Source organism: Colwellia sp. MB3u-4, from assembly GCF_014077065.1.
Taxonomy (GTDB): Bacteria; Pseudomonadota; Gammaproteobacteria; order Enterobacterales; family Alteromonadaceae; genus Cognaticolwellia.
On sequence record NZ_JACGVE010000075.1, the window covers coordinates 177,081 to 202,004 of the forward strand.

Annotated in this window: 19 protein-coding genes; 9 read left to right on the top strand and 10 right to left on the bottom strand. The window is 40.4% G+C overall.

Annotated elements, in window-relative coordinates; genetic code table 11:
• Positions 1–196: 196 nt before the first annotated feature.
• From H4J61_RS07035 to H4J61_RS07070, 8 genes are all read left to right on the top strand, one after another.
• Entirely contained in the window at positions 197–1,153 is a 957-nt protein-coding gene (locus tag H4J61_RS07035) for a MoxR family ATPase (protein WP_182184490.1), read from the top strand.
• 15 nt (positions 1,154–1,168) lie between these two features.
• Positions 1,169–2,182, top strand: a complete 1,014-nt coding sequence (locus tag H4J61_RS07040; protein ID WP_182184491.1) for a DUF58 domain-containing protein — start codon at positions 1,169–1,171, stop codon at positions 2,180–2,182.
• Positions 2,170–2,748 carry a DUF4381 domain-containing protein gene (locus H4J61_RS07045; RefSeq protein WP_182184492.1) on the top strand — a complete coding sequence of 193 codons (579 nt, stop codon included), beginning with the start codon at positions 2,170–2,172 and terminating at the stop codon, positions 2,746–2,748. Before H4J61_RS07040 ends, H4J61_RS07045 begins: the two co-directional genes overlap by 13 nt.
• A complete protein-coding gene (locus H4J61_RS07050; RefSeq protein WP_182138284.1) occupies positions 2,745–3,764 on the top strand; it encodes a VWA domain-containing protein in 1,020 nt (339 codons plus the stop codon). Before H4J61_RS07045 ends, H4J61_RS07050 begins: the two co-directional genes overlap by 4 nt.
• A 1-nt stretch (position 3,765) precedes the next feature.
• On the top strand, positions 3,766–5,655 hold the full coding sequence (locus tag H4J61_RS07055; RefSeq protein ID WP_182184493.1) for a tetratricopeptide repeat protein: 1,890 nt from the start codon (positions 3,766–3,768) through the stop codon (positions 5,653–5,655).
• A complete protein-coding gene (locus tag H4J61_RS07060; protein WP_182184494.1) occupies positions 5,649–7,337 on the top strand; it encodes a BatD family protein in 1,689 nt (562 codons plus the stop codon). The genes H4J61_RS07055 and H4J61_RS07060 overlap by 7 nt, the downstream gene beginning before the upstream one ends.
• A 448-nt stretch (positions 7,338–7,785) precedes the next feature.
• Entirely contained in the window at positions 7,786–8,301 is a 516-nt protein-coding gene (locus H4J61_RS07065) for a sigma-70 family RNA polymerase sigma factor (RefSeq protein ID WP_259363161.1), read from the top strand.
• Positions 8,294–9,007: a DUF3379 family protein gene (locus H4J61_RS07070; protein ID WP_182184496.1), complete on the top strand. Its 714-nt coding sequence runs from the start codon at positions 8,294–8,296 to the stop codon at positions 9,005–9,007. The genes H4J61_RS07065 and H4J61_RS07070 overlap by 8 nt, the downstream gene beginning before the upstream one ends.
• Before the next feature lie 677 nt (positions 9,008–9,684).
• Here the strand turns inward: H4J61_RS07070 and putP are convergent.
• On the bottom strand, positions 9,685–11,172 hold the full coding sequence (putP, locus tag H4J61_RS07075; protein WP_182138280.1) for a sodium/proline symporter PutP: 1,488 nt from the start codon (positions 11,170–11,172) through the stop codon (positions 9,685–9,687).
• A gap of 290 nt (positions 11,173–11,462) precedes the next feature.
• On the opposite strand from putP, the gene H4J61_RS07080 reads away from it, so the two are divergent.
• The gene (locus H4J61_RS07080; RefSeq protein WP_182138279.1) at positions 11,463–12,683 is read left to right on the top strand and encodes an EAL and HDOD domain-containing protein; all 1,221 of its coding nucleotides are present in this window, start codon (positions 11,463–11,465) and stop codon (positions 12,681–12,683) included.
• Positions 12,684–13,111: 428 nt separating this feature from the next.
• Here the strand turns inward: H4J61_RS07080 and rfbB are convergent, their stop codons facing one another.
• The 9 genes from rfbB to cysN form a co-directional block, all read right to left on the bottom strand.
• The gene (rfbB, locus tag H4J61_RS07085) at positions 13,112–14,218 is read right to left on the bottom strand and encodes a dTDP-glucose 4,6-dehydratase (protein WP_182184497.1); all 1,107 of its coding nucleotides are present in this window, start codon (positions 14,216–14,218) and stop codon (positions 13,112–13,114) included.
• A 73-nt stretch (positions 14,219–14,291) separates the two neighbouring features.
• Entirely contained in the window at positions 14,292–15,167 is an 876-nt protein-coding gene (gene rfbD, locus H4J61_RS07090; RefSeq protein WP_182184498.1) for a dTDP-4-dehydrorhamnose reductase, read from the bottom strand.
• Between the two features lie 14 nt (positions 15,168–15,181).
• Entirely contained in the window at positions 15,182–15,754 is a 573-nt protein-coding gene (gene rfbC, locus H4J61_RS07095) for a dTDP-4-dehydrorhamnose 3,5-epimerase (RefSeq protein ID WP_182184499.1), read from the bottom strand.
• 184 nt (positions 15,755–15,938) lie between these two features.
• A complete protein-coding gene (rfbA, locus tag H4J61_RS07100; protein ID WP_182184500.1) occupies positions 15,939–16,817 on the bottom strand; it encodes a glucose-1-phosphate thymidylyltransferase RfbA in 879 nt (292 codons plus the stop codon).
• Between the two features lie 249 nt (positions 16,818–17,066).
• Positions 17,067–18,077: a UDP-glucose 4-epimerase GalE gene (gene galE, locus H4J61_RS07105; protein ID WP_182184501.1), complete on the bottom strand. Its 1,011-nt coding sequence runs from the start codon at positions 18,075–18,077 to the stop codon at positions 17,067–17,069.
• A 53-nt stretch (positions 18,078–18,130) separates the two neighbouring features.
• Entirely contained in the window at positions 18,131–19,087 is a 957-nt protein-coding gene (locus tag H4J61_RS07110; RefSeq protein WP_182184502.1) for a DHHA1 domain-containing protein, read from the bottom strand.
• A 742-nt stretch (positions 19,088–19,829) separates the two neighbouring features.
• The gene (cysC, locus tag H4J61_RS07115; RefSeq protein WP_182184503.1) at positions 19,830–20,432 is read right to left on the bottom strand and encodes an adenylyl-sulfate kinase; all 603 of its coding nucleotides are present in this window, start codon (positions 20,430–20,432) and stop codon (positions 19,830–19,832) included.
• Positions 20,433–20,649: 217 nt separating this feature from the next.
• Positions 20,650–22,377, bottom strand: a complete 1,728-nt coding sequence (locus H4J61_RS07120) for an SLC13 family permease (protein ID WP_182184504.1) — start codon at positions 22,375–22,377, stop codon at positions 20,650–20,652.
• A gap of 1,128 nt (positions 22,378–23,505) precedes the next feature.
• On the bottom strand, positions 23,506–24,909 hold the full coding sequence (gene cysN / locus H4J61_RS07125; RefSeq protein ID WP_182184505.1) for a sulfate adenylyltransferase subunit CysN: 1,404 nt from the start codon (positions 24,907–24,909) through the stop codon (positions 23,506–23,508).
• Between the last annotated feature and the right edge of the window lie 15 nt (positions 24,910–24,924).

Consider the following 24,924-nt stretch of genomic DNA (forward strand, 5'->3'; position numbering starts at 1 on the left):
AATTCAATCATTAGCTTCAAAATATAAGCAAACTTATACTAAGAAGATACCAAGAACACACCAAGTAACTAAAAAGCTAAAGAAAAAACCCTACAATTTTGTCCTGATGGTTGTTTTTTTAAAAGCTGAACCTTATATCAACTTATGTGTCAGACCTGCTGACTTAAACTTTTTTAATCAATAAGAACGATAAACTATGGCTATTGAACACTTTTCCTCATTAAAAGAACATTTATCTTCACAAATTATTGGACAGCATGCCCTTGTTGAAAACTTACTGATAGCGCTTTTAGCTGATGGACATCTTATTGTAGAAGGTCCTCCGGGTTTAGCAAAAACTCGTGCGGTTAACGCATTAGCGCAAGGTATCGAAGCAGACTTTCATCGCGTTCAGTTTACCCCTGATTTATTACCAGCAGATTTAACCGGCACCGATATCTATCGCCCTGAAGATGGTACCTTTGTTTTTCAACCCGGACCATTATTTCGTAACCTAGTATTAGCCGATGAAATAAACCGCGCGCCGGCAAAAGTTCAGTCTGCCTTATTAGAGGCGATGGCGGAAGGCCAAATTACGGTGGGCCGCAATACTTACCCCTTGCCTGAATTATTTTTAGTCATGGCAACACAAAACCCGATTGAGCAAGAAGGCACTTATCCCCTGCCTGAAGCGCAACTTGATCGTTTTTTGATGCATGTTGAAATCGATTACCCTGATGCCGATAGTGAGTTAGAAATTTTAAAACTTAACCGCGGTGAAGCATTAAAAGTAGCAACAAAAGCCATTCAAAAAATGACTCAGGCTGATATTTTTGCCGCTCGCAAAGAAACCATGCAAATTCATATGGCGCCAGCGGTGGAAAACTATATTGTTGATTTGATCATGGCAACTCGACATCCAGAAAAGTACGACGACAAATTAAAACAATGGCTTGCCTACGGTGCTAGCCCGCGCGCTACTATCGCACTTGACCGCTGTGCACGAGCAAGAGCTTGGCTAAATAACCGAGACTTTGTTAGCCCTGAAGATGTCCAAGCGGTTTTCCACAACGTATTACGTCACCGGATAATAATGACTTATCAAGCTGAAGCAGAAGGTATCAGTAGTAATCAACTACTTGATCACTTACTCAGCTTAGTGGCGGTTGCCTAAGCGCAAATTACCTTTATGTGGTTTAATCAAAAAAAATCGACTGAGCAAAACAACCCGCAATTGTTGCTTAATGAACTGGTCAGTAATGGCATCGAATTAACCATTGAAGAGTTGATTCGTTATCAGGCTAAAAGCTCACTGATTAATTTAGCCGCCTCGAAAAGTTTACGTGGCAAAATGTCAGGTAATTATCTCGCTCGCAGCAAAGGCCGAGGCATGGAGTTTGATGAAGTTCGCCATTATCAAAATGGTGACGACATTCGCGCTATTGACTGGCGGGTAACGGCTCGCACAGGAAAAACACACACAAAATTATTTCATGAAGAAGTGGAACGCCCCGTGCTTATTGCCACCGACTTAAGCACCAGCATGCTTTTTGGTAGCCGCTTACTTTTTAAATCAGTGCAAGCAGCACATGTTGCAGCCTTAGTGGCTTGGCATGCCAAGTCACGCGGCGATCGCATTGGCGGTATTGTTTTTAACCAACACAGTCACCAAGAATTAAAACCCCGTAGCAGGCAACAAGGTGTGCTGCATTACTTGCATGCGTTAGTTACGAAACACGCGGATTCTTTAACTATTGCTAGCGACCCCTTAAACCGTGAACAAGCAATATTAGCCTTTGAACAAAACTGTGCTCGCCTACGCCAACTCGCTAAACCCGGTAGCTTAGTGTATCTGATCACCGATGCCTTTAATCTCACGGATGAAGCGGTGCGCCATTTAGCTCATATTACGCGACATTGTGAATTAGTCGTTTGCTTGCTCAGCGATCCACTCGAACAAAAATTGCCAGAAAGTAAACATAAAATCAGCGTTGGCATCACTAATGGTGGTGATAGTGATGAACGTCAACAATTAATACTCGGTGACCCAGCACTGGCAGAAAAATATCATCAACAGGCCCTGAGTTTAAGTAACACCAAAGAAGAAAAACTAACCAAAGCTGGCGCGCGCTTACTGCACTTTTGTGCCAGTGAAGCACTCGAAACTCAATTACATCGCGGAGTAGCGTCATGGATCCGCTAGCACAATTAAGTGATATTCATCTACCGGCCAATGTGCACGGTTATCTTATCGCACCAGGTTGGTGGCTTTTAGCCGTTATTGTTTTAGCCTTAATCATTTATGGCCTATTAAAACTGCGACAAGCCATGATTAAACGTCAGGCGCAAAAAATGGCACTCAAACAATTATCAACGGCGACTGACATTAGCGCTATGGTAGCCTTACTAAAATGGGCAGCTTTACAATACTTTCCACGATCACAAGTTGCACACTTAACCGGCAATGCTTTTAAAAGCTTTTTAATCGCCACATTACCCCCTAAGCATCAGCAAGAATTTACTGAACTTAGCGCCGAACACTTTGTTTCTGTTTACCAAAGTGTTGCAGCAAGTACTACAGAAAATAAAATATCGGCTGAATTTTCAAGCGCAGCGAAATTATGGCTTAGCCATGCTTTACCACCCAAAAAAGAGTTAGCTAGGTTAGCGCCTGCAACAATTAAAAACACAAACACTGGCTTACATAACAGCCCAGCAGCAGATAAATCAGCTAACGTAGTGATTGAAAATGATGGAGCAAAATCATGATACATTTTGATTTCCTCTGGGCCTTAATCGCCCTACCGCTGCCGTTACTTGTCTATTGGTTACCGGCTAAAAAACAAGTACAAGCCGCGCCACTTAGAATGCCCACCATCATTAAAGGTATTCAGACACAAGAGTTTGCCCCCGAAAAGAAAAAGTCATCAATACTCATACTCAGCCTTATTTGGCTGTTACTGGTTCTGGCGAGCACTCAGCCACAATGGCTAGGTGAATCCGTCAATGTGCCCACTGAAGGGCGCGAGATGATGATCGCGGTTGATTTATCCGGCAGTATGCAAGTAGAAGATATGAGCCTTAATGGCCGCAGCGTTAATCGTCTTGATATGTTAAAACAATTACTGGGTGAATTTATCGCACGACGCAGCGGTGACAGGTTAGGTTTGATCTTATTCGGTGACGATGCCTATATGCAAACGCCGATGACCTTTGATCGTAAAACTGTGCAACAAATGCTTGATGAAACCGTGTTGGGCTTAGTCGGCAAAAAAACCGCAATTGGTGACGCTATCGCACTTGCGGTTAAACGCTTTGATGAAAAAAAAGAATCGAATAGGGTTTTATTGTTACTCACCGATGGTCAAAATACCGCGGGTAAAATTACCCCCGACCAAGCGCTTGAATTAGCCGTGGCAAAAAAAATCACCATATACACTATTGGTATTGGCGCTGATGTTATGGTGCAAAACTCATTATTTGGCGCTCGTCGCGTCAACCCTTCAAGTGATCTTGATGAAGAGTCTTTACAACGTCTGGCTGATGAAACCGGTGGTTATTATTTTCGCGCTCGCGCCAGTGAAGACATGAGTGAAATTTATCAACTATTGGACGCTCTTGAACCCGTAGAACAAGAACAACAACAGATGCGACCTTTAACCGCTTTGTTCCACTGGCCTTTAGGCTTAGCGTTACTGATAAGCTTACTCACGCTGTTAACTAAGAGCATCTCCAATGGGCAATTTTTCCTCAGCAAAAAAGCAGCAACTGGAGTGACGGATTAATATGGCTGACTTTCATTTTATTCGCCCACTCTGGCTATTAGCTATTATTGGCTTATTTTTAATGCTGTTTATGTTAAAAAAATTGCGTGTTAAGCAGTCAGGCTGGCAGCAACTGTTACCGGCACATTTAGCAAAAGTATTAGTGCAAGGTAACGCTAAAGCAAAATCTAACTCATTGCTGTTACCGTTTTTAATCGGCTTACTGTCAATTTTAGCCATGGCAGGACCGAGTTGGCAAAAACTACCACAGCCAGTGTATCAAGTAGCACAAGGCTCAGTGCTGATCATGGACATGTCGTACTCAATGTATGCTACCGACGTTGCTCCTAATCGCCTGACACGCGCACGTTATAAAGCCATAGATTTACTCGATAGTATTAAAGACGGTGAAATCGGTCTCATTGCCTATGCAGGCGATGCTTTTAATATTAGTCCGTTAACCGATGACAGCAATAACATAAAATTACTTTTACCTTCATTAAGCCCGGAACTTATGCCGGTACTGGGTAGCAACCCATTTGCCGCATTGGCACTGGCCAATGAAATGTTAATCAATGCCGGTCATAAAGACGGCGATATTTATTGGTTCACTGACGGTATCGATAATATTGATATTCAAGATATAACCCAATGGTCACGCGATCATCCTTATCGGCTTAATATTCTTGGCATTGGTACAAAAACGGGCGCGCCCATTAAACTCAATAATGGCGAACTGATGAAAGATGACAATGGCGCGATTATTGTGCCTAAGTTAACAGTACAAGCCTTACAGGGCTTAGCTCAACGCGGTAGAGGCAACTACGCCACCCTGACCCAGAACAACAAGGATATTGAACGACTGACCTTCAAACCGCTCAGCGCGGACATAGACGCAGAAAACACCAAAGCCAGTGAAAATACCGGCGATCAATGGCAAGAGTTTGGCCCCTACCTGCTGTTATTAATTCTGCCTATGGTGTTAAGTTATTTTAGACGTGGCGCACTACTAGCAACCCTGCCGTTCGCTTTCATGTTAATACCCAATAACCAGGCTCAGGCTGATATTTGGCAAGATCTTTGGAAAACTAAAGATCAACAAGGTCAAGCGCACTTTAACAGTGAGCAATATCAGCAAGCAGCGGAACAATTTAAAAACCCACTATGGCAAGGTAGTGCCTACTACAAAGCCGGTGATTACCAACAAGCCTTAGCCGCATTTAAACAAGAAAACACCGCAGAGGCGCTATTTAATCAAGGTAATGCTTTAGCTAAATTAGAAAAATTTGACGACGCGATAGCGGCCTATGAACAAGCCTTACAGCGCGATCCAAACTTAGTCGATGCAAAAACGAATAAAGCCTTGCTTGAAAAGTTAAAGCAACAACAAGAACATCAAGAGCAAGAATCAGGTGACGATCAACAGAAAAATGATCAACAAAACAACGACCAGCAAGACAATGACCAGCCGGGTGAAAACCAAGACGGTGACAGTCAAGACAGCCAAAACGAAAATAGTGACAGCAAAGACAGCGAACAGCAGCAAAGTCCACAGAACTCAGAAAAACAAGACCCAGGCGAACAAGATGAATCTTCTGCGCAAAAAGATGCTGAAGAAGGCCAAGAGCAAAAAGATCAGCAAGAAACTGACCGCGATAAACAACAGCAATCAGAACAACAGCAAGCTAAAAATGCACAAGAAGCGAAAAGCCCTGAAGATTCAAGCGATGCACAAAGCCTAGCAGCTAAAGAGCTAGCCGAACAATTGGCCAAAGAAACCGAACAAAAACATCAACAATTACTCAACAAAGTCACTGATGACCCCTATATGTTACTGAGAAATAAAATGCAGTTAGAGTATCAAAAACGTAGTCAAGATCGTCGAAATGTAGGAGTTAAGAAAAAGTGGTAAAAGTTATAATTTCTTTGTTGGCTATTTTATTATCATGTCATAGCTACGCATTAACAAAAGTCAGCGCATCGGTTGATAAAAGCCTGACCATGGCTAATGAATCAATAATATTAACCATTACCGCCGATGATGATGTTAACGCAAACGCCTTAGATACATCAGCACTATTAACTGACTTTATTGTCGGTAGAACATCGGTTAGCTCACAAACGAGCATGATCAATTTTGACACCACACGCACCACCACATGGAATACGGTGTTAATACCTCGAAGTTCAGGTGAGCTAGTGATACCCGCGTTTGACATTAATGGTTTCAAAACCCAAATCATCACCATTAATTCACTCGCAGCAAACGAATCAGCCACTTCAAACCAGCAAGACCTGTTTATCACCACACAAGCCTCTGCCACCGACTTATACGTTCAACAGCAAATCACGCTAACCGTAAGGCTACACTTCGCCGCAGAATTAAAGCGTGGCAGTTTGAGCGAGCCCAGCCTGGTCAGCGCGAATATTTTACAAATCGGCAAAGACCAAGAATCAGAAAGTATTATCAAAGGTAAACGTTATCGGGTTATTGAACGCGTGTACGCTATTAGCCCACAAAAAAGCGGTGATATGATATTAAAAGCACCAATTTTTTCTGGCGAGATCATCATAGCCTCAGCAAGACGATCTAACTTTTTAAGTTTTGCCGATACTAAACCGGTTAGTGTGGTAGGTGACGATATAGCGTTAACGGTTAACGCTATTCCAGCGCAAGTTAGCGGGCTATGGTTGCCCAGCGAATTATTCGCTTTACAGCAAGAGTTTCAACCCGCGCCAAGAAAATTTAAAGTCGGCGAACCAATCACTCGCACCATTACGCTCACCGCAGTCGGGCTTTCAGAGGAGCAACTACCTGAAATTAACATGCAAGTTCCGCAAGGACTTAAAGTGTACCCAGATCAAGCTAAACTGCATACTGGCCTAAACAATGAACGTTTAGTCAGCCAAAAAGTGGTTAACTTTGCCATTGTTGCCAGTAAAGCCGGTGAATATCAGTTACCCGAAATTAGTATTCCTTGGTGGAATACCGTCACTAATAAAGCAGAAATAGCCACAATAGCAGGGCAAAAAATCATCATATTACCCAACGCTGATATAGTACCAAGTACCATGCAACAGCAACCACCGCGCATGAATCTTGAAAACCCAACCACACCAAAAGTTGTAGAAAACGTAATCATTCAGCAAAACAGCTTCTTGCAATGGCTATTTCTAGCCTTATGGTTACTCACCTTATTAGCTTGGTATATAACAGCAAAGCGCCCTTTTAAGCCTAAGCAAGCCAATAGTGAAACTAACACCAAGGTCAATAATGCTCATCTTGCTATCTTAGCTGCCTGTAAGAAAAATAATGGCGAATTAGCCTTAGCATGTTTGCTGCCATGGGCACGCTATCAATCACAGCAACAATCATTAGACAATAATCAAAGCCAAGTACTAACAACACTTGACTCATTGCACGATTATTTTAACGACCCCGCACTGTCTAACGCTATTATTGAGTTGCAACAAAGCTATTATGGAAAAAATCCAAGTGCTTGGTCAGGCAACAAGCTGAGCCTTGCCATTCAAGCTCTGAATAAAAGCAAACTCAGCAAGTCATCCGAGGTTGATATCAGTATTAATCCTTAGCAGCGTCTAGCAATTAAGCTTCTCTACATTAACGTTATTGAAATCACCTGTTCAACATAAATAAAGCCGAGCTATTCAAGGTCGGCTTTTGTGTCAAAGATAGTTAAATTTTATTTAACTTAATGGACTAAAGTCCAATCTACAGAAAAACTTCGAGTGACAATGCAACCTTGGCCGATTTTTTGTCGATCGGACTTCAGTCCGTCAAGCGTTAAGCGTTAAGCAAACGATTAACCCCGTAGAGCCAAAAAACCTAGCGCTAATAACTTAACACTAAAAACCTACCACTAAAAAACATCACTTTTGACTTGAAAATTTTTTAACAACAGCTACATCTAGAAAAAGTTAATTCAATTAAATTTCAAGCAGTTATTTGAGCTATAGTGGGGCTACGTAAATAAATGCTTTTGTGTGAAATAAAATGACAAAGCCTCAGGTCTTTTACAACATGGCGACAAAACAAGTTAGATACGAAGCACTCGTTAAAGCATTACATGCAGATTTATATCGATATGGCTACTGGTTATGCCACGATAAGCATATTGCCGAAGACTTAGTGCAAGAAACATTTTTACGTGCATGGCGCGCGCTTGACTCGTTGAAAGACGAAAAGGCGGCAAAGTCATGGTTAATCACTATTTTGCGCAGAGAAAACGCTCGTCGTTTTGAGCGTAAACGTTTTGACATGAGCGAATATGAAGAAGCCACTATTGCCGATGTCAAAGCCACCAGTAGCGAACAGGAAATTGAAAGCTACTGGTTACGGGAAAAAATAGCAAAAATGCCTGAAGAATATCGTGAACCCTTAGTTTTACAGGTAATTGGTGGTTTCAGTGGTGAAGAAATTGCCGGCATCTTGTCACTCAATAAAAATACCGTGATGACACGATTATTTCGTGCACGCAATCAATTGAAAGAGGCCGTAGACGACGAGCCAAAATTAAGAGGTCTACACAATGGATGACTTAAAATTTAGACGCAGTATGCTAGCAGAGCCAAATAACCGTGATGATGCTATCAAAGCCGCGATTAAAAGTGATTCCGCAAAACAAAAATTTTCGCAAGAACTTGACACATTAGAAAATAAAATCGCTCAAGCCATGCATATCCCCGTGCCTGAAGATTTAGCTAATAAGTTAATTTTACGCCAAACTTTTGCTAGCCATCAGCAACAAAAACGTAAAACACGTGTGCGTTTGTCGATGGCAGCATCTGTTGCTCTGGTGATGGGCTTAACCGTTAACTTTATGATGTTTTCTAACACCTATAAAAACTTGGGTGACTATGCTATCGCGCATGTTAATTATGAAGCATCGCACTTCTCTAACAATGATCAACCAAGGGTAACACTGGCCTCATTAAATGAGAAAATGGCGACATTTAAGGGCAGTTTTGATAGTACCTTTGGTAACTTAATCTTCGCTGATTATTGTCGTTTTAATGGCAGTAACAGCCTGCATTTAGTGTTTCAAGGTCAATCAAGTCCGGTCAATATTTTTATTTTACCCGATGACAAAGACATTAAGTTTGTTGCTAATTTTGCTAATGATAAGTTACAAGGTCGGTCATTAAACTTTAATCATTCAAATATCATTGTAGTAGGAGATAAGAACGAGCCTATAAAGCAATGGCAAGAACGAGTGAGTGATCATATTACTTGGTCAATTTAGTCGTCAAACTGATACTCATGCCAATAAATCCCTTACCACTTAGCCAACTTAAAAAAACTTAGATTACAGGTTCGTCGTTTCAGACTGAGCCTGAATACCTACATCCATGTGTTGATTGCTGCAGACATTGATAGCTTGCATCTGAGGCCAATCAGAGCGGTTACCCAAATTTCATCAAGATAATAGTTATGCTCAATCACTGCTAATGCGTTGCCCACAATGTTTTACATCCTTTGTACATCAACGTACTAGTGTTGTGCCGCTATGAGTGGCTAATAACAACCTTATTAGCTCCTTATCAAATAGTAAACACCGCATATTAAGTCGCCTTTAAACGCACTATTTTGCCGTTCCCTCGCGCTTCGATCACCGCCCATAGTTTTGTTGTATAGTTAGTCACTATACAAAATGCTATTTATTCTAAAAGCTCTGGCAAGCGCTAAGTGAGAGCTAACTTAATGGCTTGGGTTTAAATTCCACGATTTAACAATAGATAGAGATTAAAGCCGTCAGCTTAAAAAACTATTACTCAGAAAAAAAATAACAAAAAAAAGCCGTTAACATGAATTAACGGCTTCTATAACTTACTTAAAACTACTTAAAGTTTTTACTGACAGCTAATAACTTAAAACTATCTATATCAGTTTATTTTAGTTTTTAGCTATGTTTCACTATATTTAACTATGCTTAGCAACAACCTCATCAAATAATTTTTCGATTTCTGGTTGCTCTTTGGTTGTTAAGCGACTAACCAATACAATAGCGATACTTGCCATAATAAAGCCAGGTACAATTTCATACATCACGTCACTAAGATGCTGACCATTTAGCGTTATAGGTGCATATATCCACACTAAAACGGTAATAGCTCCGGTTAACATACCGGCTAATGCACCATGTCGATTCATTTTCTTCCAATACAAACTCATAATAACCAAGGGTCCAAATGCAGCACCGAAACCGGCCCAGGCATTACTGACTAAAGTTAATATTGAGCTTTCTCTATCGTAAGCAAGAAAAATAGCGACAATAGCTACCAAGGCAACTGATATTCGGCCAACCAAGACTAATTGCTTTTCACTAGCGTTCTTATTCAAAAAGGCTTGATAAATATCGCCCGTTAATGAACTTGATGTCACCAATAATTGCGAAGAAATGGTGCTCATAATCGCCGCTAGAATCGCCGCTAGAATAAAGCCAGCGATAAGAGGGTGAAACAGTACCTGCCCTAATAAGATAAATATTGTTTCCGCATCATCAACTACCAAGCCTACTTTAGCCGCGTAAGCCACACCGGCAAGACCCGTAGCCATAGCACCACACAATGAAACGATCATCCAACTCATACCAATTCTTCTCGCTGCCGGTACATCTTCTACCGAACGAATAGCCATAAAGCGTACAATAATGTGAGGCTGACCAAAATAACCTAATCCCCATGCCATGGCAGAAATTATGGTGATAACAGTGACACCACTAAATAAGTCTATGAAGGCAGGGTCGACCTTTTCAATAGCTTGCATCATAGCGTCAGTACCTCCAACATCAGAGATCGCGACAATGGGCACAAGCACTAAGGCAACAAACATAATACAGCCTTGTACAAAATCAGTCAGACTCACAGCTAAAAAACCACCAAAAAGTGTATAAAGTACAACAACACCCGCGGTAATATATAAACCTACTTCATAGGTTAGACCAAACGAACTTTCAAATAATTTACCACCGGCAACAATGCCTGAAGAAGTATATAAGGTAAAAAATAAAATAATAACAATCGAAGAGGTGATGCGAAGTGCGTGTGAGCTATCAGCAAAGCGATTTTCGAAAAAATCGGGCAAAGTAATCGAATCATTTGCCATCTCGGTATAAGTTCTTAATCTTGGTGCTACGATAAGGTAATTTAAATAAGCACCTAGGACTAAACCAAAAGAAATCCAAGCACTGCTCAAGCCTACTGTGAACATTAACCCGGGTACACCCATTAGCATCCAACCGCTCATGTCAGAGGCCCCGGCAGAAAGCGCTGTTACCCCAGGTCCTAAACTACGTCCCCCAAGCATAAAACCAGATACATCGCTAGTTGATTTTCTATAGGCATAAATACCTATTCCCAACATAACAACAAAGTATAGTGCCAATGAAATCATCGTTCCTACAGCCATTTAACCTCCGAAAAACATTATACCAATCGAACCAATTTATTTTATCACTTAACGGTCATTGATTTGTTTGGTATTAAAACTGTTCAAATATATAGCACATTGCTACTCAATTGAACGTGAACAACAATAATAGGCTTAGTTAATAATTGATTCCATGTTTTTCGTAAGTATTAACAATTATTTGTGTTATAAATGAATCAGCTAATGTGAAAATTAAGTTAACTAAACAATAATACTAAATAAAAAAACTAAAATTATTTTTTATAACATAGGATTAATTAGGAATTTGAATGTACTTTTACGCAGCTAGGCAGCCAATATTAGATATAGATAAAAATCTATTTGCCTACGAATTGTTGTTTCGCGATAGCATCATCAATGTTTTCCCCGATATTGATGGTGACGAAGCGACAACAAAAATTATTGAAGCCAGTAACTTTAATCTTGGCATTAGTGAATTTACTGGCAATAAACCTGCCTTTATTAATTTTACTTTAGAAACCCTCATTAAAGGTTATCCAGAAACATTAACACCAGAAGAAGTGGTTGTTGAAATTTTAGAGACCGTAAAGCCAGGTAAAAAGTTATTATCGATATGCAAAGATTTACATAAAAAAGGCTATACTATCGCGTTAGATGATTATATTCATCAATCTGTATGGCAGCACTTTTATCCTTTTATACACATCATTAAAATTGACTGGCAAATCACCACATTAGACACCATAGAAATTGTAAAAGCTGCCATTAAAGATTTTCCGCACATTAAATTGCTGGCAGAAAAAGTTGAAACCTACGAAGAATATAACCAAGCATTAGCGTTAGATTTTGAATTATTTCAAGGCTTCTTTTTCGCTAAGCCTGAGATGATAAAAACCAAAAGTCTATCGCCATCACAAATAGCAATGGCAGAACTCCTCTATGAAACCTCAAAAAAAGAGTTAGACCTTGCCAGTATTACATCAGTTTTTGAACGCGATGTTACTTTGTCCTACAAGCTACTGCGTTATGCTAACTCAGCGATCTTTAAACGCCGCACTGACATTTCCACTATTAAACAAGCACTGGTTATATTAGGCTCAGCTGAATTAATACGTTTTCTTGGTTTAATGTTTGCAGCAAATATTAATCCCGATAAGCCATCTGAACTTATTAACGAGGCGATGATCCGAGCAAAGTTTTGTGATTTAATGGCCAGTGAAATTAAATCACCACTAGATAGCTCAATTGCCTTTTTAACCGGTTTATTGTCGTTAATTGATGCCATTGTTGACGAAGACTTAGCCAACATTCTCACCAAATTGCCACTAGCTCAAGAAATCAAAGATACGTTATTAACCCGTAAAGGTGATATGGCGGCCTTAATTATGCTGTTAGAGTTTATTGAACGAGCAGAGTGGTCAAAAACCAACATAGTCATGGCCAAGCTTGGCTTAAACAAAGCCACTGTCCTTAAAAGCTATAATCAAGCAATCGCTTGGGCAGACGAACAAAAACTTGCCAATTATTAGTCATCGCTTAACAAAAATTTAAAGGCATGGCATAGAAAGTTGTCAGTAAAAATAGCTATCAGCTTTCAGTTAACTATCTTTGGCACAAATGACGACTGAAAAAACAAGACTCAGCTGTAAATGCTTGTTGGCCGATCACGTTAATCAACTGCTTAACGGCTGACGGACTGAAATCCGACCGACAAAACAACCTCCCAAGGTTGCATTATCACCTGTATTTTTTATGTAGGTTGGACTTTAGTCCATCGAGTTACATGCAATTTAACTCTCTGTGGCATAAATACTAATCAAGAATAAACAGTGTTTGGTTATTCAAAAAGGCTATTCAAAAATATCAGATTTTTAAAGACATATAAATATCCACGTCTTCTTCAGCGTTAAATTTAAGATAGTATTTAGATAAAATAGCCTCGTCAAAACTTATAGACTTAAGTTGACGAGTATTGCTCTGCTATCCAATTTTGGTATGAGCCATCCATCACACTCTGCCACCAGGATTCATTATTTACATACCAAGCAACCGTTTTAGCGATACCGGTTTCAAATGACTCTTTCGGTTGATAGCCTAGCTCATTATTGGTTTTAGTCGCGTCAATAGCATAACGACGGTCATGGCCAGGCCGGTCTTTGACATAAGTAATAAGTGATTCAGTATTTTGCTCAATCGCTGCTTTTGCATTCGGAAAACGTGTTGCTAAAGCTTTATTTTTAATAAATTCTTGTTCAACCAGTTTTGAAATGGTTTTAACAATATCAATGTTAGCCCATTCATTTTCGCCACCAATATTATAGTTTTCACCTACTCGGCCACTTTGTAAGACTAAATCAATGCCGTAAGCGTGGTCTTCAACGTATAGCCAGTCACGAATTTGTTGGCCATCACCATATATTGGCAAAACTTTATTATGCAAAATATTAGTAACCACTAAAGGAATAAGCTTTTCAGGAAAATGAAACGGCCCATAATTGTTTGAACAGTTACTCGTGGTAACATTTAAACCATAAGTATGGTGATAAGCACGTACCAAATGATCACTTGCCGCTTTACTGGCAGAATAAGGCGAATTGGGGGCGTAAGCAGTATCTTCTGTAAAAGCAGGGTCGGTCGCTAAAAGCGTGCCGTACACTTCGTCTGTAGATACATGATGAAAACGATGCTCGGCAAGTACACTTTCACCGTCTAACCAAACTTTTTTCGCCGCTTTAAGTAAGCTATAGGTACCCATAATATTGGTTTCAATAAAAGCATCAGGGCCAGTAATTGAGCGGTCAACGTGAGATTCTGCCGCAAAATGCACCAAGGTATCAATACCCTGTTCAATCAGTAATGCTTCAACTAACGCTTGGTCGCAAATATTACCATGCACAAAAGTGAAGTTTCCTTCATCTTTTACACTATCTAAATTAGCCATATTGCCTGCATACGTTAGTGCATCAAGTACAACAACTTTATCGGCTGGATACTTTGCCATCCAGTAGTGTACGAAGTTAGCCCCTATAAAACCTGCACCACCTGTAACTAATAATTTTTTCATAACAACTCTCTAAAAAATTTGATATATAAGCGATCAACACTGAGCAATACATAATAAATAAACAATAAATAAATTAAGACTGCTCTGCTTTTAACGCATGCATCATAGTGGCCAACTGTGTTTGCCAGTGAACAAACGAAAGATCAGGCAAGGCAAGCATTAAACTGCTCTTATCTAACACACTATAATGTGGCCGTTTGGCCGGCGTTGGGTATTGGGCAGTAGTTATCGGTTTGATGGGTATTTTTTTAGTTAATAAACCCAGTTCATAGCCCATATTTTGAATAGCGACTGCAAAATCAAACCAGCTAGCAACACCTGTATCGGTATAGTGATGAATACCTGTGATATTGTGCGTTAAGCTTGCAATACAAGCTGCAGCCAAGCCCTTCGCGTAAGTAGGCGACCCTATCTGGTCACTAATAATGCCAAGCTCAGGCTTGGTATTCATTAAGTTCAGCATAGTTTTTACAAAATTATTACCGTGCGTTGAATATACCCAAGAAGTGCGAATAATAGTGCTTCGCTCTGGGTAAACCTTGGTAATTAACTGCTCACCTTGGGCTTTACTCGCGCCATAAATCCCTAAAGGCCGTATTTCATCCTTAGGTAAATAAGGCGCGCCTTTATCACCATGAAAAACAAAGTCTGTCGATATATGCACAAAAGCCAAGGATAAATTTTTACACGCCTGCGCGAGATTACCTACCGCTTTAGCATTAAGGGCGTAGGCATTGTTAACATCACTTTCAGCCTTATCTACGCCGGTATAGGCAGCAGCATTTATAACACCCGCAGCTTTATGCTGCTGTAAACTATGAGTGATTGCTGCAATATTTTGCAGGTCAATATCATTACGCCCTAAACAGAGTATTTCATGCTCGGGAGATGAAAACTGACTTAACTCCCAAGCTAATTGACCCGACTTGCCTATAACAATTATTTTCATGGTTTTATCTGACTTTACGTATATAAGGAAGTAAGCGAAGCAGTAAACGCGGGGGCATCTTTAAACAACAACCCCACTTCATCTTTTGCGGCTAAAACAGGCGCTTGACCATTAACCAGCGGCCACTGAATATTTAACGCTGGATCATTCCACAATAGTGACACTTCATGCTCTGGCGCATAATAATCTGTGCATTTATAAACAAACTCTGCTGACTCACTCATAACATAGAAACCATGGGCAAAACCTTCAGGCACCCATAGTTGTCGCTTATTTTCACCAGAAAGCACCACGGCGACATGCTGACCGAAAGTAGCCGATGATGTACGCATATCAACCGCAACATCATAAACCTCACCTGAGGTAACACGTACTAACTTACCTTGAGTATTTTTCAGTTGGTAATGCAATCCGCGCAAAATACCATGGCTCGATTTACTGTGGTTGTCTTGTACGAAAGTATGTTCAGAGCAATGCTCATTAAACGTATCAACACGGAAGGTTTCCATAAAAAAACCACGTTCATCACCAAATACTTTCGGTTCAATAATTTTAACGTCGGCTATTTTAGTATCAATATAATTCATAAAATCCCATCAAAACTTCAAAATCAACTTATGTAGGGGCGAATTCATTCGCCGTGGCAAAACCTAATCATGAATCCAAAAAGCGACTAAAGTCGCTCCTCAAGGATATAAAAGAAAAACCAAAAGCTCTTTTGTTAAAAACCTCATTCCCTTCTCCTTATTTCCTCCCTGTAAAGCAAGCCCTTTAAAACACCCGCTCTTCAATCAGCTTGATCAAATATTCGCCATAGCCACTTTTCAGTAAAGGCTGGGCAATTTCACGCAGCTTTGTTTCAGTTAACCAACCATTACGAAAGGCAACCTCTTCAGGGCAGTTAACCTTTAAACCCTGGCGCTTATCAATAGTGGCAATAAACTGTGCTGCAGCGAGTAAGTCGTCATGCGTACCGGTATCAAGCCAAGCCGTGCCACGGCCCATAATTTTGACCTTCAATTCACCCGCTTGCAAATACTGCTCAATCACATCAGTAATCTCTAATTCACCGCGCGCTGAAGGCTTAACATTTTTAGCTAATTGCACTACGCGAGCATCAAAAAAGTACAAACCAGGTACCGCATAATTTGACTTAGCCACTTGAGGTTTTTCTTCAACAGATATTGCCGTGCCGTTCGCGTCAAACTCCACCACACCATATGATCTTGGATTCGACACATGGTAGCCAAATACAGTACCACCAGTTAATTGTGCATTAGCATTTTTAAGTGACTTGACCAAATCGTGGCCATAAAACATATTGTCACCAAGCACTAAAGCTGCCGCAGAGCCATTAAGAAAATCTTCAGCTAATATAAAGGCTTGGGCTAAACCATCTGGGCTAGGTTGAATCTTATAAGAGAGGGTAATACCAAAATTTGAACCATCACCTAATAGTTCTTCAAAACGGTGCGTTTCTTCTGGTGTTGATATGATGAGTATTTCTTGGATACCTGCTTGCATTAGTGTCGCAAGTGGATAATAAACCATAGGTTTATCGTAAACAGGCATCAACTGTTTACTAACAACTTTCGTGAGTGGGTAAAGTCGTGTGCCACTGCCGCCGGCTAAAATTATTCCTTTATGCATAAATCGTCCTTGTTTATAATAAATTTAGTACAGTAATTATTGTGCTTAAAAAACATTACCTAAGGTTGAACTATCACCTATAGACTTTATCTAGCTTGACTTTAGTCCATCAAGCTTAAATACAGCTGTCAATTATTCATCTGTCAAGCGTGCTAATATCTGCTTGGTTTTACTGAAAGCTAAAAGCTGGTAGCTAACAGCTTCACTTCTAGCTAATAGCTTTACTTCGAATTAAAATTAGTAGCTTAACTATTCAAAACCATTGGGGTTTTTAGACTGCCAGCGCCAAGTATCTATAATCATAGTAGCTAAATCAAGTTTTGCATGCCAGTCTAGTAAGGTCTTCGCAACACTTGCATCAGCGTAAACGGTGCCAATATCACCGGCTCGGCGTGGCGCAATGTTATAAGGGATATCTTGTCCTGAAATCTCTTGAAAAGTGTTCACAATCTCTAACACCGAGGTACCATTACCTGTGCCTAAATTAATCGGTACACAGCCTTTAATGTCACTTAATGCCTCTAACGCTTTAACATGCCCTTGGGCCAAGTCCACTACATGAATATAATCTCTAACACCTGTGCCATCAGGGGTCTGATAATCGTCACCAAACACTTGTAATTGTGCTAATCGGCCAACAGCCACTTGTGACACATAAGGCAATAAATTATTCGGAATACCATTAGGATTTTCACCAATAAGACCCGATTCGTGTGCGCCAATCGGGTTAAAATAACGTAAACAGGCGATTGACCATTGCTCATCACTGCGTGCTAGATCAAAGAGAATATTTTCGATCATCAGTTTGGTTTGACCATAAGGATTGGTCGCAGACGTTGGCATAGTTTCATCAAGTGGCGAGGGATTATTTTCACCATACACAGTTGCTGATGAACTAAATACTAAGTTTTTAACATTATGCTCTGCCATAACTTGCAACAGTGTTACCGAACCAGAGACATTATTATGATAATAACTTAATGGCATAACACTCGACTCACCCACAGCTTTTAAACCGGCAAAGTGCACTACAGCTTCAATGTTATGTTGCTCAAATACTTGCTTTAGTGCTTGGCGATCACAAATATCAGCTTGAATAAAGGTTACCGACTTGTCTGTTATTTGTTTAATACGGTCCAGCACTAATGTTGAAGAGTTGGATAAATTATCAACAATAACAATGTCTTTATCTAGCGCCAGTAATTCAATAACGGTATGGCTACCAATAAAGCCCGTTCCGCCTGTGATCAACAAACTCATCTTTAAATCCTTATAAGGTTAATGCTATTTATAATTGAATACCCGAAGGTCAACTATTGATAATATTTTGACACCAACGCAATGAATTTACCAAGTTTTTCTTTCGGTAGTTGATTGATGCCCGCCGCGGCCGCTCTACCGCCGCCGGTGTCAAATTGCGCACAAAGTTCACCAGCGCCCACTTTGTTATTAATAGGGGCACGCAGGCTTACCGTGTAACTCGCATCAATATTTAAGGTGATCACCGCATGCGCTTTATCAGGCTCCTGATTGGCTAATTCATTACCATAAACCCCACTGACTCTGCGCGACCAAGCGGCATCGTCAAGCTCAATAAGCTGCAAAGCCGCATCATCATGCAATACGCTCGCCTGTTTAGCTTGTGCCATATCACTTAAATAGGCTTGCTCAAGAATAGCAAAAATAGAGTTGGCTTCATTAATCAAGGTAAAGGGGTCTGGATAGCCCAATAAAGTGGTAAATAAAACATCAGGGGCAATATGTAAATCATCAACCGTGCGACCGTAGCCGTTATAGTTAATATAAATCCCTAAATTTTTCAGCTGTACTTGTTCATTATCTGACAAGCCAGCTTGCTGCGCTAACTGCTCGGCCGCTATTAACATATTATCGCCAAAAGCCCCAACAATAGCCCATAAAGCATATTTGCCAGTTAAATATTGATTCACCAATAAACTGGTGCAAGTATTGGCGTCAATATCTATAATTTTATCTAAATGCGCAGAGGTCGGTATTTCACCCGTGCGATGATGATCAACATAAAACACCTCAACATTATTGGCCAGCAAGGCCGCTAAAGCGACAATGTTTTTTTCCATAGAAATATCAAGCACGGTAACAGAAGTTGCCTGGTCGACAGGTACTTGCTGTAATAATTGAATGTCGCGTTTAACGCCAGTGATCAGTGTTGAGGCTTTCGGTTGAGCCAAACGCAGTTGTAACAAGGCAATAATGCCATCAGCATCGCCATTAAAAACATCATAATGCATGCAAAAATCTCCTATATAAATTGTTTACCGATAAAGTTAGCATAAGTTACTTGTAAGTGTAATCTAGCTTGGATTTTAGTCCATCGGGTTAATCGCCTGCTAATAGTTGTCGGACTAAAGTCCGACCTACATAAACAATTGTCCAAGGTTACGTTATCACCCGTAGGCTCTTGTAGGATGGACTTTAGTCCATCAAGTTAAATGAAATTTAACCGTCTTCGGCATTAATGTCGATTGAGAGAATAATACCCGCTGCAAGTGTTTGCTAGCCCATCGCGGGAATCGCCTGCTAATGATTGACGGACTAAAGTCCGACCTACATAAACAATTGCCCAAGGCTACGTTATCACCCATAAGCTTTATGTGGGCCTTTGTAGGTTGGACTTTAGTCCAACAAGTTAAATGAAATTTAACCGTCTTTGGCATCAATGCGAACGACAAAATAATACCATTTTCAGATGTTTTTTGGCCCATTACGTTAATGGCTCGCTATACAGTTGTCGGACTAAAGTCCGACCTACATAAACAATTGCCCAAGGCTACGTTATCACTCGTAGGCTCTTGTTGGACTTTAGTCCATCAGTTAAATAAAATTTAACCGTCTTTGCATCAATACCAATTGAGAAAATAATACCCGCTACAGGTATTTTATGGCCAATCACGTTAATCGCCGGCTAATGGTTGACGGACTAAAGTCCGACCTACAAAACAATCATCGAAATCTACATTGTCACCCGTAGGCTCAATCAGTAATCAAGCCTTGCGTGATCAGATAATCAACCACTTGTTGAGCGCATTGTTCAATGCTTTTATTAGCCGTGTCGATATGAATGGTTGGATTTTCAGGCGCTTCGTAAGTAGAGTCTATGCCGGTAAAGTCTTTAATCTCACCTGCTCGCACTTTTTTATATAAGCCTTTTGGATCACGTTGTTCGCAAACAGCAATCGGAGTATCGATAAATACTTCAATAAATTCGCCGTTCTCAAGCTTGTTGGCTGCCATTGTACGATCAGCGGCAAAAGGAGATATAAATGCGGTTGAGACAATTAAACCAGCATCTACAAACAGTTTTGCCACTTCGCTAATACGGCGAATGTTTTCAACTCTCTCTTCATCACTAAAGCCCAAGTCACCATTTAAGCCATGGCGAACATTGTCACCATCAAGTAAATAACTATGACAATGGCGTTGAAAAAGTAAAGCATCAACCGCATTGGCAATGGTTGATTTACCTGAGCCACTAAGGCCTGTGTACCATAACAAACAAGCTTTTTGCTTTTTGCTATCAGCGCGTTGTGATTTGCTTACTTGTTGAGTGTGCCAAACGGTATTTTCAGTTTTCATATTATTCCACTTAAATTATTTACATAGCTGTAAGCTAACAAAGCTTTAAGCTATCAGTTCAAAGCTGTCAGTAAAAACACAACCAAACTCCCAACTAATCTCTGATCTTTGTTTTTTTACTGACAGCTGAAAGCTTTAAACTAAAAGCTTCTCTTTCATCTCTATCTCTTACTGACAGCTGACAGCTTTAAACTAAAAGCTTCTCTTTTATTTTGCTCTAAAACGGAAAAACCACCGGTATCAACATTAACACCACAAAGCTATAAGTCAGTGTTATCGGCCAACCAAATTTAATAAAGTCAGTGATTTTGTAGTTGCCGGCATTAAACACCATAATATTGGTTTGATAACCATAAGGGCTAATAAAACTGCCACTAGCGCCAAAGGCTACCGCCATCACTAAGGGTAAAGGGCTAACACCTAAGCCAATGGCAATATTATAAGCGACCGGAAACACTAAAGCCGCAGCGGCGCTATTGGTAATAACTTCGGTCAATATTAAGGTAATGAAAAATATCACCACCATAGCGATTAAGGCACTTTCCCCTGCCAGTAATTGCTCAATTTCATGGGCAAAAATGCCTGCGACGCCGCTATGTTCAAACGCTTGCGCTAAAGTTAATGCACCCAGCACAATAAGCCAGATTTCAATCGGGAATCGGCGTTTAATTTCATTCACCGTTAAACAACCGGTTAAAATCAATAACGCTAGATAAAACATCAGGCTCGACAATAAACTTATCGTAGTCACCATGGTCAGCGCAATAGCAATAATAAAGCCAAAAATAGCTAAAGAGTCACGCCAGCCTGACAGCATATCGTCGGGTTTATGACCGGAAAGAATGAAAAAGTTTTTCGTTAAATTAGTGCGCGCGCAAAAATCGGAGCCCACCGCTAAAACTAAAAAGTCACCCGCTTGCACTTTTATATCACCGAGTTTGCCAGAAAGCGACGTGCCCTCTCGGCGAATAGCGACAACGGCGGCATCAAACCTTGCCCTAAACCCGGCTGTTTTTAAGGTTTTACCTACAATAGCAGAATCAGGTTTAATCAATACTTCGGTTAAGTTTTCCCGTAACAAACCCTTTTGCTCAGCAAATAAGGTTAAGCCATCAAATTGCTGCAAGACTAAAACTTTGCTGATGTCACCACTAAAAATTAGCCTGTCATTCGGTTCTATTACTTCATCTGGCGTTACCGGGGAAATAAGCCGCCCGCAGCGTACTAACTCGACCAAAAATAAAGTGTCTAAATTTCTTAAGCCATTATCTTCAATGCTTTTTCCAATGAGTTTGGAGTTAGGTTTTACTTGTGCTTCAACCAGATATTCCTTATCGCCTAGCTGCTCGTTTGGCATGTCAGCTAAAGTATGTTGACGCAATAATATAATCAACAAACAAGCAACCAGTGCAGCACCACCCACTAGCGTAAAGTCAAAAAAACCTAAACTTTGTTGACCTTGTTCTAGCCATAACGAATTAACAATTAAGTTAGTTGAAGTACCAATTAAGGTTAAAGTACCACCAAGAATAGCGGCGAATGACAAGGGTAAGAGTAATTTACCAGGATTGACCACAGTATTTTTTTTCACTACCGAAATTAATGTAGCGACCACCGCCGTATTACTGATTAATGCCGAACTCAAAGCGGTAAATACAAGCGTTCTAAAACTTGCCGTAGATGCTTTACCATTGAGCATTAACGCTGATATACGCCTTAAAATACTGGTGCGTTCGTAAGCAAAAGAACATAACACCAATAATAATAACGTCACTAAACCAGGATTTACTGCATTACTGAGAATATCATCAGTGCTAACAAATGACGCCGCTAAACACAGTAACGTTGTACTACCAAAAACACGCTCGGGTTTGTTCGGAAAAAAAACAAGCCCAATAAGCGTTAATGCAAATATTGCGACCAGTAGCCACTGCGTATACAACATAATGTAAACCTAATCCAAGTTCTAACTACTGTTCGAAAAGTAAATATCGTGAAATTATAAAAATTGACCGTACAAATGCTGAGTTATAAGACAGTATCTGCTGCTGCTTTTTTTGCCTATTACGTTAATGGCTCGCTATACGGTTGACGGACTAAAGTCCGACCTACATCAACAATTGCCCAACGCTATACTGTCACCCGTGGGCTCTTGTAGGTTGGACTTTAGTCCATCAGGTTAAATGAAATTTAACCGTCTTCGCATACATGCGAACGACAAAATAATACCGTTTCAGATGTTTTTTGGCCCATCTCTTTAATGGCTCGCTATACAGTTGACGGACTAAAGTCCGACCTACATCAACAATTGCCCAAGGCTACATTATCACCCGTAGGATCTTGTAGGTTGGACTTTAGTCCAACAAGTTAAATGAAATTTAACCGTCTTCGCATACATGCGAACGACAAAATAATGCCGTTGCAGGTGTTTTTGGCCCATTACGTTAATAGCCCGCTGTACAGTTGACGGACTAAAGTCCGACCTACAAAAACCATAAAAAAAACCAAACGCCCAACACTAGATTATCACCCGTAGGCTATATGTAGGTTGGACTTTAGTCCATCAGGTTAAATGAAATTTAACCGTCTTCGCATACATGCGAATGACAAACTAATGCCCGTTGCAGATGTTTTGTGGCCCATTACGTTAATGGCTCGCTTTACAGTTGACGGACTAAAGTCCGACCTACATCAACAATTGCCCAAAGCTACATTATCGCCCGCAAGCCCTTGTAGGCCCTTGTAGGTTGGACTTTAGTCCATCAAGTTAAATGAAATTTAACCGTCTTCGCATACATGCGAACGACAAAATAATGCCGTTGCAGGTGTTTTTGGCCCATTACGTTAATGGCTCGCTATACAGTTGACGGACTAAAGTCCGACCTACATCAACAATTGCCCAAGGCTACATTATCACCCGTAGGCTCTTATCGTTTGGACTGAAGCCCGACCTTTCAGTTAAAGAATAAATACCAACCTACAGTGATCACTATGCCTTAAACTTATTTTTTAACTTATAACTAAATTTTTACTGAAAGCTGACAGCTTAAAACTGACAGCTAATCTGCTATTCCTATTTCAATAAATCGCGTGCACCCCAATGTGGGAAGTGCTTGCGAACTAAGGTGTTAAGTTCTTGTTCAAACGCTGAGTACTGATGATCTTGTTTCGCTTCAAGTGCGCCGTTAATCATACCCGCACCGACAGTAACATTACTTAATCGGTCAATAATAATAAAAGCACCCGTCGCTGGATTATCACCATAAGCATCAAAATGTAAAGCTTCAGCCACTTCAAGTTGAGCAACACCAATTTCATTTAACGCTAATTGGTCAACAGGAAATTTCTCTAAGGTATTAACATCAATGCGGTGGTCAATTTTTATTGCGTGCCCTGTGGTGAGCTTACTGCCGTGCTTAATGTAGTATTCACGCCCTGGTTCTAATTCGTCTTCATGCATCCAAACAATAGTCGCACTTAGCTCTTTAGCTGAAGTAGGAATACTGCCCTTTTTAACAATCATTTCGCCGCGACTGATGTCAATTTCATCTTCAAGGGTCAAAGTAACCGCCATACCGTGATCGGCGCGATCAATGTTACCTTCAAAAGTTACAATCGATTTAATCTTACTTTGCTTACCTGATGGCAAGGCAACAATTTCATCACCAACACGAATATGTCCTGAGCCCACTGTGCCAGCAAAGCCTCTAAAATCAAGATTAGGACGGTTAACATACTGTACTTGAAAACGAAATTGGGTAAAGTGTTTTTGATCATCTACCTTAATAGTATTTAATAACTTCATTAACGTAGCACCGGGATACCAAGGCATCTTAGTACTTTCGTCAACAACATTGTCACCATTAAGGGCTGAAATTGGCACAAAACGCACATCTTCAAAAGCTAAGTCATCGGCAAATTTGCGGTAGTCTTTTTTAATCTCTTGATAACGGTCTTGGCTATAATCAACCAAGTCCATTTTGTTAACCGCTACTAAAACATGCTTAATGCCTAACAAAGAACAAATATAAGAATGACGACGAGTTTGCACTTGCACGCCGTGGCGAGCATCAATCAAAATAATGGCCAGGTCACAGGTTGAAGCGCCCGTAGCCATATTGCGGGTGTATTGTTCATGGCCTGGAGTATCGGCAATAATAAACTTACGTTTGTCAGTAGCAAAATAGCGATAAGCAACATCAATAGTAATGCCCTGCTCTCGCTCTGACTGCAAGCCATCAACGAGCAAGGCTAGGTCAATAGCTTCACCGGTAGTGCCTGACTTTTTACTATCGTTTTTAATCGCCGCTAATTGATCTTCAAAGATCATTTTTGAATCGTGTAATAACCGGCCAATTAATGTGCTTTTACCATCATCAACGCTACCACAAGTGAAAAATCGCACCATTTCTTTGTTTTCATGCTGCTTCAAATAAGCTTCAATATCGGTTTCAAGTAAGTCTTCTGTATGACTCATGTTTTTTCCTTGGAA